Source organism: Priestia sp. TGN 0903 (assembly GCF_050846855.1).
GTDB lineage: Bacteria > Bacillota > Bacilli > Bacillales > Bacillaceae_H > Priestia > Priestia zanthoxyli.
In genome coordinates, this window is sequence record NZ_JBOZGL010000008.1 from 1 (window position 1) to 14635 (window position 14635).

At 37.4% G+C, this 14635-nt stretch carries 11 protein-coding genes; 2 read left to right on the forward strand and 9 right to left on the reverse strand.

The genetic code is table 11. The features are described from left to right. Positions 1 to 391 precede the first annotated feature (391 nt). The 4 genes from ACRPLY_RS22260 to ACRPLY_RS22275 all read right to left on the reverse strand — a co-directional run bounded on the left by ACRPLY_RS22260 (position 392) and on the right by ACRPLY_RS22275 (position 4642). Positions 392 to 1168 (reverse strand): enoyl-CoA hydratase-related protein, encoded by a 777-nt coding sequence (locus tag ACRPLY_RS22260; protein WP_047751671.1) that lies wholly within the window; start codon positions 1166 to 1168, stop codon positions 392 to 394. Between the two features lie 35 nt (positions 1169 to 1203). After that, a complete protein-coding gene (locus tag ACRPLY_RS22265; protein ID WP_432232113.1) occupies positions 1204 to 2736 on the reverse strand; it encodes a fatty acid--CoA ligase family protein in 1533 nt (510 codons plus the stop codon). A gap of 169 nt (positions 2737 to 2905) precedes the next feature. Next, a complete protein-coding gene (locus ACRPLY_RS22270) occupies positions 2906 to 3895 on the reverse strand; it encodes a lipoate--protein ligase (RefSeq protein WP_098626103.1) in 990 nt (329 codons plus the stop codon). A 15-nt stretch (positions 3896 to 3910) separates the two neighbouring features. Continuing rightward, entirely contained in the window at positions 3911 to 4642 is a 732-nt protein-coding gene (locus ACRPLY_RS22275; RefSeq protein WP_034267959.1) for an MBL fold metallo-hydrolase, read from the reverse strand. Between the two features lie 228 nt (positions 4643 to 4870). On the opposite strand from ACRPLY_RS22275, the gene yhfH reads away from it, so the two are divergent. Then, positions 4871 to 5002 (forward strand): protein YhfH, encoded by a 132-nt coding sequence (gene yhfH / locus ACRPLY_RS22280; protein WP_013055337.1) that lies wholly within the window; start codon positions 4871 to 4873, stop codon positions 5000 to 5002. A 39-nt stretch (positions 5003 to 5041) separates the two neighbouring features. Here yhfH and ACRPLY_RS22285 read toward each other — a convergent pair whose 3' ends face one another. From ACRPLY_RS22285 to ACRPLY_RS22295, 3 genes are all read right to left on the reverse strand, one after another. Further along, the gene (locus ACRPLY_RS22285; RefSeq protein WP_047751673.1) at positions 5042 to 6625 is read right to left on the reverse strand and encodes a response regulator; all 1584 of its coding nucleotides are present in this window, start codon (positions 6623 to 6625) and stop codon (positions 5042 to 5044) included. Beyond that, positions 6603 to 8423 (reverse strand): cache domain-containing sensor histidine kinase, encoded by a 1821-nt coding sequence (locus ACRPLY_RS22290; protein WP_048020497.1) that lies wholly within the window; start codon positions 8421 to 8423, stop codon positions 6603 to 6605. The genes ACRPLY_RS22285 and ACRPLY_RS22290 overlap by 23 nt, the downstream gene beginning before the upstream one ends. Positions 8424 to 8573: 150 nt before the next feature. Beyond that, complete coding sequence (locus tag ACRPLY_RS22295; protein WP_033580638.1) at positions 8574 to 9863, reverse strand: ABC transporter substrate-binding protein; 1290 nt, start codon at positions 9861 to 9863, stop codon at positions 8574 to 8576. 281 nt (positions 9864 to 10144) lie between these two features. Between ACRPLY_RS22295 and ACRPLY_RS22300 the strand changes: the two genes are divergently transcribed. Next, entirely contained in the window at positions 10145 to 12316 is a 2172-nt protein-coding gene (locus ACRPLY_RS22300) for a peptidoglycan D,D-transpeptidase FtsI family protein (RefSeq protein WP_028412541.1), read from the forward strand. 53 nt (positions 12317 to 12369) lie between these two features. On the opposite strand, the gene ACRPLY_RS22305 is transcribed toward ACRPLY_RS22300, so the two are convergent. Both ACRPLY_RS22305 and hemY read right to left on the reverse strand, forming a co-directional pair. Continuing rightward, positions 12370 to 12939 carry a TetR/AcrR family transcriptional regulator gene (locus ACRPLY_RS22305; RefSeq protein ID WP_013081690.1) on the reverse strand — a complete coding sequence of 190 codons (570 nt, stop codon included), beginning with the start codon at positions 12937 to 12939 and terminating at the stop codon, positions 12370 to 12372. Positions 12940 to 13101: 162 nt separating this feature from the next. After that, on the reverse strand, positions 13102 to 14523 hold the full coding sequence (gene hemY / locus ACRPLY_RS22310) for a protoporphyrinogen oxidase (RefSeq protein WP_432232114.1): 1422 nt from the start codon (positions 14521 to 14523) through the stop codon (positions 13102 to 13104). Positions 14524 to 14635: the final 112 nt, after the last annotated feature.

The window sequence follows — 14635 nt, forward strand, 5'->3', positions numbered from 1 at the left end:
AAAAAATAAAAATTAACGTTGACGTTTGTCGCTTTGTTCAGTTTTCAAAGTTCAACCGCCGCTCTTAAGCGACTTTATTATCTTATCAAGTTACCGACGTAATGTCAACAACTTTTTGAAATTCTTTTTTCAGCTTCGTTGTTACTGTTATGTCTCAACGACGCTTTATAATAATAAAATATATCTTTATTAAAGTCAACAGTTTTTAACAAAAAAATTCGAAATCATTACTTTTTGATTCAGATAGCTGTTTTATCTAGATCATATCATCATATTATAGGCAAAAGCTAGGTTTAAACTTTTCCTTCTCTATTCTTGAACCCTTTACTTTTTTTAATTTCTTCATTATACGAAGAAATTAAAAAAGAGCTGTCCATTAGACAGCCCCTTCTTATTTCCCTTTAAAACTAGGTCTTCTCTTCTCAGCAAATGCTTGAAGCGCCTCTAGACGATCTTCTGTCGGAATCGTTAACTCATATGCTTTTCGTTCAATTTGCAAGCCAGTCTGCAAATCGGCCTTCATTCCTTCTTTGATAGCAAATTTTGCTTGCTGAAGTGCAATTGGCCCATTTTTTAATAAAAGCGAGATAAAAATATCTATTGTTTCTTCTATTTGATATCCAGGAGCTACCTTCGTTACTAGACCACATTCTTTTGCTTCTGATGCCGTGAGGCGCTGAGCTGTTAAAATTAGTTCCATTGCTTTTGCTTCACCAACTAGGCGAGGGAGACGCTGTGTTCCTCCTGCGCCTGGTATAATCGCTAAGCTTGTTTCCGTTAAACCCATAAGCGCTTCTGTTGAAGCAATCCGGAAATCACATGCTAAAGCCAGCTCCATTCCTCCTCCAAATGCATATCCGTTGATGATTGCTATCGTTGGCTGAGGAAGCTGCTCTATCTTAGAAAACACTTCTCCTATTTTGTAAATATTGCGCTTTACCTCTTGATCAGAGAGGGTTTTACGTTCTTTTAAATCCGCACCTACACTAAAAGATTTTTCACCTGCCCCTTTAAACGTCACAACTCGAATATCTTTTTGAATACGAATTCCTTCAATTACTTCTTCCAATTCTTTAAGCATATCGTAATTAAAAGCATTCATCGCTTCCGGACGGTTCAGTATCACATGAGCGACGTGTCCCTTTATTTCATAAGAAATAGATGACATTCTTTTACCACCTCCAAATTGGAATCGCTTTCATTTTATCGCTCCTGAGATACCTGCCGCTTCAGTGCACGCCTTAAAATTTTTCCCGTTGTATTTTTAGGAAGTTCTTTTAAAAATTCAATTTCACTTGGCACTTTATATTTAGCAAGGTGCTCTTTGCAGTAGGCAATAAGCTTCTCTTCCGTTATCTCTTGATTATTGCAAACCACGTAACACTTCACACATTCACCTAAAGAAGGATCAGGAACTCCGATAACAGCCACTTCTACAATATCCCGATGCGCATATAGCACTTCTTCTACTTCGCGAGGATAAACATTATATCCTCCTACAATAATTAAATCTTTTTTACGGTCAACGATATAAAAATAACCTTCCTTATCCATTCTTGCTAAGTCACCTGTATACAGCCAACCATCTCGGAGAGCATATTCCGTATCTTCAGGAAGCTTATAATACCCTTTCATCACATTAGGGCCTTTGACGATAAGTTCGCCAACTTGTCCTACTTCTACTTCTTTTCCCAGTTCATTTACCACTTTATTTTCAACATTCATAATAGATGTGCCTATAGAACCTGCTTTTCTCTCTCGATCAATCGGATTGAAACACGTCACAGGAGAAGCCTCAGATAATCCATAGCCTTCTGCTACCATGACCCCAAACTTACGTTCAAAATGGGTTAGAAGTGCCACCGGCATTGATGCCCCGCCTGATATACAAAGCCTTACCGTGTGAAAGTGCTCTTTTTTCCCTTTGTCATGCTGAAGTAAAAAATTATACATTGTCGGAACGCCAGCAAAAATAGTCGCTTGTCGATTTTGAATTAATTCAAATATAGAAGATGGACTGAATTTTGGTTCAATTAATATCGTTCCTCCATTCATTAAAGGCGCATTCAATGAAACAGTTAAACAAAATACGTGAAACATCGGCAAAGCAGCTACGACTCGGTCATTCCCATTTATACTTAAATAATCTGCTACGTCTTGAGCGTTTGAATAAATATTCTTATGCGTAAGCATAGCTCCTTTTGGTTTTCCAGTCGTTCCTGACGTATACAGAATGATGGCCACATCTTCTTCTTTTAACTCGAGAAAATCATATGTAGCTTCCCCTCTGTTTACAACTTGCGAAAACGTGTGAAAATAAGAAGGTATACTTTCCACTGTATCTGTCGTTTCACATAAGATAACGTGTTCCAAAAATGGAGTGTGTCCAATGATTTTTTTTAAAACAGGGAGAAGTAAATCAACCGCAATAACTGCTTTTACATCTCCATCCTGAAGCATGTAGCTAATTTCATCCGCTGTGTAAATAGGATTAATGGGTATAACAGTAGCTCCTACTCGAAGAGCACCGTACAATCCAATAACAAAATGAGGCGAGTTGCCGACAATTAAAGCGATATGATCTCCTTTTTTTACACCTAATTGCTTCAGACCATTAGCAAACTTAGATACCGATGCATCAAGATCTGCATAAGATGTTTCCTGATCCATAAAAACATATGCCGATTTTTGCGGAAATTGCTCAGCTGTTTTATGAAGCTGTGCTGACAAATTCATCTCATAACTTCCTCCTTTTAATAACGAATGAATGAACAACCATTCATTATTAAGTCATAATAATGGAAAAATTCTTACTTCTTCTATTCTATTATAATGTTACTGCTGTTCTATTGACAAGACTCATCTGTTTAAAAAGAAAAAAAGCCTGATGTGGCAGACTTTTTTCTTAATAGATTAATTCAACAAACTCTTCTTTTGTAATATTACCAAAATAATGTGGAATATCGATGTCCTCTAAGGCTTGTTCAATAGAAGCTTTTTCATAACGAACACCTGTTAATTTTCCCTGTACTTCCTGGACATCTCCCACTCCAAAGAAATCTCCATAGATGGTGCAAGCATCGATTTTCCCTTTATTCACTTCCAAACGAACGTCAATTTGTCCCACAGGAAAGCGGTGAGAGTGCTGTAAGTTAAATTTAGGTGATTTTCCATAGTTCCAATCCCATGACTGATAGCGCTCTTTAGAAATTTGATGAATCGTTTCCCAATCTTTTTCCGTTAGTTTATATTCTGTTATATTTTCTTCTCCCTCAAAGATATACCGAAGCAGCATTTCTCTAAATTCTTCCACCGTTACTTTCTGTTCTAAAAATTCACTGATATTCGCTACTCTATTTCGAATAGACTTAATGCCTTTGGATTCAATTTTATCTTTTTTTACTTTTAACGCTGATACCACGTTTTCAATCTCTGAATCAAAAAGAAGAGTTCCATGGCTGAACATTCTTCCTTTCGTCGAAAACTGAGCATTTCCAGAAATTTTACGTCCTTCCGCCATTAAATCATTTCGTCCGCTTAACTCAGCATTGACTCCTAATTTCTTTAACGCTTCCACGACTGGCTCGGTAAACTTTTTAAAATTATGAAAGCTATTTCCATCGTCTTTCGTAATAAAGCTGAAGTTTAAATTTCCTTTATCATGATAAACGGCACCGCCTCCAGATAGACGTCTCACTACATGAATATGCTGATCTTCAACATATTTTGTATTAATCTCCTCAATGGTGTTCTGGTTTTTTCCAATAATAATAGAAGGTTCATTAATATAAAACAGCAGATATGTCTCATTAATATCTAGATGCTTGAGCGCATATTCTTCAATTGCTAAGTTAATTCGGGGATCATAATTTTTTTGATTATCAATAAATAACATTCATTTTCCTCCTTGTTATTCCCATACGTATCCTGATTCAGCTAACGTAAGCGTACCTTGATAATGAGCAGCAGCTTCCTCTACTAGCTGTTGGTGTTCTCCGTAGTGTGGAAGGTGAGTAAGCATGAGTTGTTTGACACTTGCTTTAGAAGCAAGTGTACCGGCTTCTGTACTTGTCATGTGTCCAGCACCGCTTCCATCTTGGCTAGCATAAAAGTTACATTCACAAATAAGAAGATCTGCATTTTCTGAGAAAGAAACAAATTCTTCTAAATAGCTCGAGTCCGCTGTGTACACGACGGTTTGATTGCCAGCACTTATTTTCATGGCATAACAAACGACTGGATGTTTCGTTTTCATAAATTCGATTGTAAAAGGCCCAACGTCAAGTTTTTGACTCGGATCGTACTCTACTCCTTTGGTAATTCCTTTATGAGTAAGTTTGTTGAAGCTTTCCTGATCATATGTATGTCCGTAAATAGAAAGTTCCTTAACAGCGTTCCCTAGATGAGTCTGAATGAGGCGAGCATATTGAAATACTCCGACATCAGCCACGTGGTCATGATGGTAATGAGATAAAATCATCGCATCTATTTCTTCTGGTTTTGCATATTTTTGCAGCTGAGCCAATGCACCGCTTCCACAATCAACAAGCAGCTGAAATCCATCGTGCTCAACTAAATAGCTAGAAGTAGCTTCTGAAACAGCAGGATATCCTCCCCAAAAACCAATAACAGTTACTTTCATTTCAATCACCCTTTCGTACTATTTTTATTACGTTCAGTATACCCTACTTTTTTTTGAAAACTAACTGAAAGATACTCGTTTTGCCTATTTTATCGAAATAACTCATTGTTATATAACAAATAACCACTTAGAATAGCAAAATAGGCTAAATTGTTATAAAACATAATTGACATTTCAACATCTGTTATAATACAATGTTAGTAACAAAAAACAACGGAGGGGATTTAAATGTTAGAAAAAATGACTGAATTTTTCAAAAGATTACCCAATAAAAAGTGCGTAGAATGCGGAAACGACATCGAGGAACAGCATGAGTGCTACGGAAACAAATGCGATCACTGCCTAGATATCATGAAATAAAAAAAGCTGAAACTGTTTTATAACAGTTTCAGCTTTTTTTTATACGGTCAAACTGCGATACTCGTTTGGCGTAATGCCTTCTACTTTTTTAAACACTTTTCGAAAGTATTTATCATCATGATATCCAATCATATTCGCAATTTCATAGATTTTTAGTTCTTCATTTAGTAAAAGTGATTTGGCTTTATTCATTCTGACTTTCACCATATAATCTGAAATATTTTCTTGAAATTCTTGCTTAAACTTTCTCGAAATGTATTCACGGCTTAAATAGAAACGTTCCGATATTTCTTGAAGCTTCACATCTCGATGAAAATTTTGCTGCAAAAATTGTTCGATCTCATAAATAACGTCGCGATTGTTTTGCTTGCTATACCTTTTTATTACTTTTAAAAAACGCTTTACTTCACGCTTTTTTCTCTCTACATACTTTGCTAGCTGAAACTGCCCATCTTGGTTATAGAAAAAAGAAAGAACATATTCAGGACCATTACTTATCGTATAAGGAATGTGATATCTTTTTAACCAATGCTGGCTTAACAGCTGATATTCCTGCTCAAAATGCAGAATTTGCTTTAATGATAGATAATTTTGTGCTTCAAAAGCTGTGATAATTTCGTTGAATACCGGCAAAAAAGCTTCAAACTTCCCTACTTGCAGCGCCTCTTCAATTTTACTGTTATAATCCATCATATTTATTAATAAAGCACTTGCTAAAACGTCTTGCTCGCCGTAGACCTTCACTTTATTTTGATCAAGAACATTGCTTAATAAAAGCGAATTTTTCGCATGTTCATAGGATTTCATTAGCTGATCAATAGAAGAGACTTTGCATCCTCTTGCAATCCGACAGCTCACGTCTAACGTACGGCGAATTGCTGTATGTAAAGTCGTCAGCAAAGAGGTTATGCGTTCAAAATCATTCCAAAATATAATGATAATTTCCCACTTATTTGATAAATAACGGAAGGCTACCCCATTTTCTTCTGCCATCAGCATTTCATTGATTACATTTAAAATTGAAAAATAGGCTAAATCCCGGTCACCGCCAAAAGAACGAATAATGGATTCATCTACACGTACAATCCCCACTTCATATTCTCTAGTCAGATGGAAACCAAACTCTTCATAGATTGATTGATTTAGCAAATAATTGTTCATTAACTGCGTTAGTTTTCGATCTCGATAAATCGGCTTCATTTCATTGATTAAACGATAGCTGCTATTATGGACTTTTCTGGACTCTTCTTCTTTCTTCCATTGAGTTACAGCTCGTACAAGCGTATCGTTTAAAATCGAAGGATCCACTGGCTTTAGAATATAATCCGTACTTCCAAAATGAATAGCTTTACGCATATAGTGGTAGTCATCATACCCTGTTACCACAATCGTTTTGCTAGAAGGTGAATTCTCTTTAATCCACTCCAACAAAGCAATTCCATCGATATTAGGCATCTTCATATCAGTAAAAATGATTTCCGGTCCGTGATCCTCAATAAGCGCAATCGCTTGCTCACCGCTATCAGCTTCTATCACATCTGTAATTTCATGCTCTTCCCACTGTCCAAGCAGCTTTATTCCTTCTCTTACATGCTCTTCATCATCCACGATTAATACTTTCATCACTATCCCTCTTTTCTTCAATTGTTGTTAGCTTTATGACAACGGTAAAATCGTGATTTTCTTGACTGCTAATTTGCATTGAAGCATGATCTCCATAGTAGATGCGAAGTCGTTCATAAATATTTTGCAACCCAATATGCTCATCTGTTTGATTATACGATTGCTGAAGTCTCGCTTTTAATTGATTCAACTCTTGCTCTCCTATCCCTTTTCCGTTATCAGAAACAGTTAGAATCAGTTCTTCTCCGTTTAACTTCGCTGAAATCAACAGCTTTCCGCTTCCTGTGCGGGTTTCGAATCCATGTTTAAAAGAATTCTCAACAAGAGGCTGCAAGATCATTTTCGGTATTCGCATAAGCTCTGCCTCTTTTTCGATATTTAACTCATACTCAAACTTTGAACCAAACCGCTGCTTCTGTAGACTCAAGAAAGCTTTTACGTGATCGACTTCTTGCTTTAAGCTAACGATATCCTCTTTCATATTCATGCTGTAACGCATAATGTGAGAAAGTGAGGTTAATAAAGAATATACTTCAACTGCTTTATGCTTAAGGGCAAGAGTTCCAATCGATTGAAATGCGTTGTATAAAAAATGCGGATTAATTTGTGACTGCAACACTTTTAGCTGCGTTGATTTATTTTCTAACTCCAATCGGAATTTACGTTCAATTAAGTCATTAATTGTTTCTACCATAGAGGTAAAGTGCCTTCCTAAAACACCAAATTCATCGTTTCCAAGCGATTTAAACCGGACTTCAAATGATCCTTTTTCCACTTCTTTCATATTGCGAATTAATACGTTAATCGGCTGTGTAAAACGGACCGATATAAAAAGCGTAGCGATAACGAGCATACACAAAAATGGCAGGCCAATTAATACATTCATAAGTGCTGTCTTTCTTGCATCTTCATATAAAACACTGTAAGGAATTCGCTTCACAATGTATAAGTCCTCAAAAGGCTGTTTAAGCTTTTCATACATTAATACGCCTGAGAAGCTTTTATCTTCCCATTCCATGCTGTGATCCTCTTGAGACGTAAGCGCCTTTAGCCACGGGTAGTTTTCGTTTTTTCCAATAACCTTTGAATCCGAAGAATACAAAACCTTCCCTTTATTGTTCATTAAATAAAAATCTTCTGACTCTTCATTATATAAGCGCTGCGATATAGATTGAATTTGTGTCATATTAATGTCTAAAGATAGATAAGCTAACAACTTGTCTGATGGAATTTCATCAATCCGCTGATGAAAGCTAATAACTTGATTCGGCAGTGAGTCAATTAACGTTGATAAATTATTGTAGCTATAAATTTCATGGGTAGGCTCAATGGCAAGAAATTTATGATGTTTATTTAAATAAGAATAGTAAGGCTGAGTGTAAATATCATCGTACTTCCCTCTGCTGCTCACTTTCGAATTATAAGCTGTATACGAGTCATGCCCGTTCTCAATATAAAGATGGAGCTGTTCAATCTCTGGACGAGTATTATATAAATAAAGAAGAGTGCGTGATATTTCCAGTTGATTGGCTCCTAAGTCACTTGATACGCCTTCATCTAACACTTTAATAAATGGGTGGTAGCCGTACAGCCTTTTTGTAATATTAGCAATTTCATTTAAGTAATCACTCAAATCATTGCTTCCATTTTTAATAACTTGATAGTTGGTAGAAATAAATCGATTCTTAACCGTTTCTTTTGTGTATTGATACGTAAAAATCGTTGAAATTAAAAAGGGAATAACGGTTGCGAATAAGAAAAACAAAATTAATTTCTTGCGTATGCTCCAGCCTTTCACAACTAACCTCCTTTGACTAATGTCATACATTATGACTATTATTATACATTAAAAGCGCTTTCAATTAACTATTATTTTTTCATAACTATGAATCTAACCAGCTATTTTTTTCACACCAAAAAGTCCGCGTTTTCCACGCGGACTTTTTGGTTATTTTTTCATTTTTGCCCAAATTGCATCTAATTTCTTCATAAACTCTTCTTCCGTCATTTGTTTGCCTGCGTAAGACTGCATTGCTGCGCCTACTTCTTGAACCGTTCCTTCTGGATACTTAAACCAGTTCCAAGATAATGTTTTGCCTTCTTCAGAGTATTTTAAGATATCATCAGATAAAGAATCGATTCCTTTTCCATCGATGTTTTTGAACGCTGGAATGAACTTGAACTTTTCAACTAAGAATTTTTGACCTTCTTTAGAAGAAACCATCCAATTTAAGAATTCCTTCGCTGCTTTTTTATCTGCATCTGGTGCATTTTTGTTCACTACCCAGTTATTTGGAACTCCGATTGCTAATTTATCATTTTTCTTCGCATCGTTGCTGATCGGCATTGGGATAAAGCCCATTTTCATGTCCGGATTGATTTTCGTGATCATATTTACCGTCCAGTTACCTTGTTGCATCATCGCTGTTTCACCAGAAGCAAATTGAGTAACTTGTGTATTGTAATCTGTCGTTAATGGATTTTTATTTCCATACTTTAACGTTAAATCGAACAGATTCATAAATTGCTTAAACGTTTCATTGCCTTCAAATTTTGCTTTTCCTTCGTTTAGACCTTTAATAAACGCATCTGGATCATCTTGCTGCGCCATTGGAATATTAAATAAGTGGTTACCTAGCACCCACCACTCGCCGTATCCGTTAGAAAATGGCGTAATGCCTTTTGCTTTAAGCTTTTTAGAAGCTGCTTCTAATTCCGACAGCGTCTTAGGCAATTCTTTAATGCCTGCTTTTTCAAATAAATCTTTATTATAAATAAAACCATAACCTTCTAAGTTTAGCGGCTGACCATAGATTTTCCCGTCCATTGTCATCGGTTCTTTAGCGATATCATACAGATTATCTACCCACGGCTGATCAGACAAATCTTCTAATTTATCCTTCCACGTTTGCGCTTCTTGGAACCCTCCATTATTAAAGATATCAGGTTCATTTCCAGAGGCAAACTGTGCTTTTAATGCTGCACCATAGTCCGCTCCTCCGCCGACTGTTTGGATGTTAAACTTTACGTTTGGATGTTCTTTTGTATATTCATCCGTTAATTCTTTCAGCTGATCTGCAATTTCCACTTTGAACTGGAACATATCAATAACAACTTGATCACCTGAGCCTGTTGATTTACTTGCTTTTGAATCCGTACCTGAGTTTGAACATGCTGTCGCAAATAAAAGTGATGTTGCTAACACGCCAGACATTATTGAAAGCCTTTTCATTTTCATTCGTTTTGCCCCCCTTGATATCTATCTCTCTTTATTTTACCGATTCTAGGACATTTGAACAGGTAACAATATTGAACAACCGAGTGGAAAATATTGAACACCCCCCTTCAGCACCCTTCGACAGGTCTTTCTTCTTCCGCAAAAATTTCTATAAAATTTTTATCTGTTTTATTCCACCTAATAACATTTATAGACAAAATTATGTTAATATGTAGAGTGATAGATTCATAAGAAAATTTATGAATTTTTTTAACTTGTATAAACAAAGTGAAGGGGTTTACATGAAAACTAAAAAGCGCAAAAAAACACATGTCTCATTTCGAATTAACTGGCTGTTTATTGTGGTTTTCCTGCTTTTTTCTGCACTCATTTTACGATTAGGCTTCGTACAGATTGTGTACGGAGAGAACTATAAACGAGAAGTTGAAAAAACAGAAGATGAAACGGTAGATTCACCGGTTCCTCGCGGAAAGATGCTAGACCGCTATGACCGCGTTATCGTGGATAATAAACCGTTGAACGCTGTCACGTACACGCGTTTGAAGGGCGTCACTCAAGAAGACAAGCTAAAAGTAGCTAAAAAGCTTGCCACTCTTATTGATGTTCCTGTTACAACAGACGTGTTTGGCAAATCGGATAAAAAGAAAGATAAAAATACGATTAAGCTAACAGAACGCGACTTAAAAGATTATTGGATTGCAACTCATCCAAAAGCAGCAGCGAAAAAAATTACCGCAGCAGATAAGCAAAAAGTAAAAGAAGGTCAGCTTTCTGAAGATGATTTGTATCCTCTTCAGCTGAAGCGCATCACCAAAAACGAACTTTTATCGGTGAAAGATGACCTTGAAGTGATTGCTATTAAAAGCAAGATGGAAGGCGGCTACGCGTTAACCGCTCAAATTATTAAAAGCGGCTTAACAGATAAAGAGCTTGCCGTTATTAGTGAACAATTAGGGAACTTGCCAGGCGTTGATACAACAACTTACTGGGACCGTATGTATACATACGATGGCTTACTTAGCACGCTGCTTGGTAAAATCACATCGGCAGATGAAGGATTGCCAAGCGAAAACTTACAGTACTACTTGTCCCACGGCTACAGCCGTAACGATAGAGTAGGAAAAAGTTATTTAGAAAAACAGTATGAAGACGTTCTTCGCGGTCAAAAAGCTCGCGTGCAAAACATAACGGACCGCTCTGGCAACTTAGTTAGCCAAGAGACCGTTACAGAAGGTCAGCGCGGCAGTGACTTGATTTTAACAATTGATATGGAACTTCAAAAACAAGTTGAAGATATTTTAACAAAAGCTGTGACATCTGGAGCAGCTGGTTCACGATTAATGGATCGCGCGTTTGCTATTATGATGGACCCTCACACGGGAGACATTTTAGCAATGGGTGGAAAACAGCTCGTTACAGATAAAAAGACGGGAGCACGAAAAGTACAAGATTTTGCTCTTGGTAACATGACAACTTCTTATGAAGTGGGTTCAGCTGTAAAAGGAGCTACTGTTCTTGCAGGTCTTGACTCAGGCGCTATTCAGCCTGGAACGGTGTTTTATGATGCACCGATGACATTTGCTGGAGGCACTAAGAAAAAGTCCTCACATAATATGGGAGCTACTGGAATCGAAAAAGCTCTAGAACAATCATCAAACGTATTTATGTACCGCACGGTTATGAGCATGGCTGGTGAAACGTACCGCCCTGGCGGCAGACTGAACATTCCACCGTCTATCTTTAATAAGCTGCGCTCATACTATAGCCAGTTTGGTCTTGGAATTTCAACGGGAATTGAATTAGAAAACGAATCAACCGGTATTCGTAACAGCGTCACAAATGAACCGGGTAAAGCGTTGGATTTTGGTATCGGACAGTATGATACGTACACGCCGCTTCAGCTTGTTCAGTACATCTCAACGATTGCTAACGGTGGATATCGCATGAAACCGCACTTAGTAAAAGAAATCCGCGAGCCTGAGCTTGATAGTGAACTAAAAGGGAGCGTACAAAGCTCGTTTGAGCCGGAAGTATTAAACCGTATTACAATGAGTCAATCGGAAATTGACATTGTTAAGCAGGGCTTCCGCCGCGTAGTTACTAGCTCACATGGTACAGGGCGTTTACTTAATACAGGAAAATACAGTCAGTATAATATCGCTGGTAAATCTGGTACAGCTGAAACATTTAACAAAGGCGTAAGCGTCCGTAACTCTACATTCGTTTCATACGCACCTTATGATAATCCCGAAGTAGCCGTAGCGGTCGTCATCCCTTCTGCTTATGTAGCAGGTACATCTAATACGTTAAGTAAAACTATTACAGGCGATTCTATTAAAGCTTACTTCGATCTTAAAAAAGAAGGCGAAAAAGAAGTAGAGCAAAAAGAAGAAGATGCAAAAACAGGAAATACAGAATTAAACGGCGTAAAAAAAGATGATAATGAACAATAAAAAAAGGTCTCGTCATGAGACCTTTTTTGTTTTTTCTATGAAAAAAGCCCATCTCACTGAGACAGACCGCGTAAAAAGTATAGTTCAATTAATTCAGCAATTTTTTCTTCTGAAAGCGGCTCATGCCGTTTTTCCCAATCATAGACGAGTGCAATGTACATTTTAAATAGTAAAAAAGCTGTGAGCTCCGGGTTGCACGGTTTGATTTCTTTTTTAGAAATAGCAATTTCGATTTTGTTTTTTATATAAGTCAAAATCTCTTCTTCTACTCGCACCAGCACTTCTTGCACTGCTGTAGTGCCTAACTGCTGTTCCTGTACCAGCTTCAGCATGAGCTGATGCTCAGTGCGGAATTCTAAGATTCGAAAAATGGCTGCTTGGGCATTTTCAAAAAAAGGACGGTTGCTGTCAATGACAGTTTCAGCTGCATCTGTCATTTCTCGAATCATTCGTGTAACAATTTCATCGAATAACTCTTCTTTGTTTTTAAAAAAAGTATAAATCGTTCCTTTTCCGACATTTGCAAGCTTCGCCACTTGCTCCATAGTCGTTGCTTTATATCCAAACAGCGCAAATGATTTTGACGCTGCGTCAACAACTGATTGCTTTCGGTCTATAGCCACGTTATCCCCTTCTTTCTGACCAAATGAATATTTCAGTCAACAAGTACGGTTTTACTATAGCATAAGTTTCTTTTGCTTTTCAACCACAATCTCTTCTCTTAGCATAACCTTTCTCTTCAGGTAGTAGACAAAAAAGCGGAGCATTGATTCATCGCTCCACTTCTACAGCTGCTGCACGTATTTAACCGCTTTTTTAGCCACATCTTCTCCTTGCTCTACACATTCTGGTATACCTAGACCCTCGTACGAGCTTCCTGCTACATAAAGGCCTGCCAGCTCTTTTTCGAGCTGCTCGTTCATTGTATCTAGCATATCATGATGCCCCACCGTGTACTGAGGCATTGACTGCTTCCATCTCGTTACGGCGTAAAATTCAGGCTCAGCAGAAATTGTGATGAGCTTCTTCAAATCGTCTAGGACAATTTTGAAAATTTCATCGTCAGGCTGATCCACAATAGCTTCGTCCCCGGTTCGTCCAACTAAACATCTCAGCAGCACTTTTCCTTCCGGAACTGCGTGGGGCCATTTTTTATTTAACCATGTGCACGCCGTAATCGTGTAATCGCTATTTCTTGAAACGGCAATGTTCATTGCATCTAGATTGTCTTGCAGCGCTTCTTTTGCAAAGGCTATCACAACAGTAGCTACTGAAGTGGAAGGCATATGCTTCAACGGCTCGAATATTTTATATTCCGAAAGTATAGACTGAGCAGCTGCATGAGGAGAAGTTACAATAACGCTGTCTGCTTTTATGACTTTCCCGCTATTTAACGATAATTCATATGTGGTATCTTCTTTATAAATTTTCTCTACTTTTATTCCTTTTGTAATAATATCAGGATCTATTGCTTTTTCTACCCCATCTACTAGCGATTGCAGACCTTCTTTTAATGTTAAAAAGACGCTATTTTTTTTAAACTCCGAATCATCACCGTGCTGTGGGTGAATTTCTTTTAGCTTTTTCATTCCAACAATTAAGCTTCTGTACTTATGTTCAGCATGCAAAAACTGTGGAAATGTTGATCTTAAACTCAAACGATCGACGTCTCCTGCGTAAATTCCTGATAATAGAGGTTCAATTAAATTTTCAACAACTTCATCACCAAACCGTCTTCTAAAAAATACACCTAGCGAACGGTCATCCTGATTTTTTGTCTTTGGTATAAAAAAATCAGCTGCTGCGCGCAGCTTTCCAACAGGTGAAAATAGCCCCGTTGTGATAAAAGGGGATAACTTGGTTGGTATCCCCATTACAGCACCATCAGGCAGTGCATGCGGTGTATCTTTTACTAGAATATAGGATTTCCCCTTTTCATTTCCGACTAGCTCCCTGCCTAACCCTACTTCTTTTGCCAGTTTTGTAGCAGCTAGCTTACGCGCTAAAAATGAATCAGGACCTTTTTCAAATAAATAACCGTCTCGTTTGACCGTTTGAATTTTCCCGCCAAGCCGATGCGTCGCTTCTATTAGTTGAAGATCAATAGGCAGCTGATGATCCTTTATTTTTTTTTGCAAATAATAGGCAGCTGAAAGACCTGTTATTCCTCCACCGATGATGACAACCTTTTTTCGTCTATCCGTCATGTTATCATCGCCTTTTCTGTAAAATTCAATATAAAGAGAAGCGATTATGGAAACCCATAGCTCGCTTCTTACTTTTCTTTATATTGATTATAAGTTACTTTTCGTCCCTGTT

Coding starts and splice junctions, on each gene's coding strand:
- ACRPLY_RS22260 (WP_047751671.1), bottom strand. CDS start 1,168: ATGTCATCTATTTCTTATGAAATAAAGGGACACGTCGCTCATGTGATA.
- ACRPLY_RS22265 (WP_432232113.1), bottom strand. CDS start 2,736: ATGAATTTGTCAGCACAGCTTCATAAAACAGCTGAGCAATTTCCGCAA.
- ACRPLY_RS22270 (WP_098626103.1), bottom strand. CDS start 3,895: ATGTTATTTATTGATAATCAAAAAAATTATGATCCCCGAATTAACTTA.
- ACRPLY_RS22275 (WP_034267959.1), bottom strand. CDS start 4,642: ATGAAAGTAACTGTTATTGGTTTTTGGGGAGGATATCCTGCTGTTTCA.
- yhfH (WP_013055337.1), top strand. CDS start 4,871: ATGTTAGAAAAAATGACTGAATTTTTCAAAAGATTACCCAATAAAAAG.
- ACRPLY_RS22285 (WP_047751673.1), bottom strand. CDS start 6,625: ATGAAAGTATTAATCGTGGATGATGAAGAGCATGTAAGAGAAGGAATA.
- ACRPLY_RS22295 (WP_033580638.1), bottom strand. CDS start 9,863: ATGAAAATGAAAAGGCTTTCAATAATGTCTGGCGTGTTAGCAACATCA.
- ACRPLY_RS22300 (WP_028412541.1), top strand. CDS start 10,145: ATGAAAACTAAAAAGCGCAAAAAAACACATGTCTCATTTCGAATTAAC.
- hemY (WP_432232114.1), bottom strand. CDS start 14,523: ATGACGGATAGACGAAAAAAGGTTGTCATCATCGGTGGAGGAATAACA.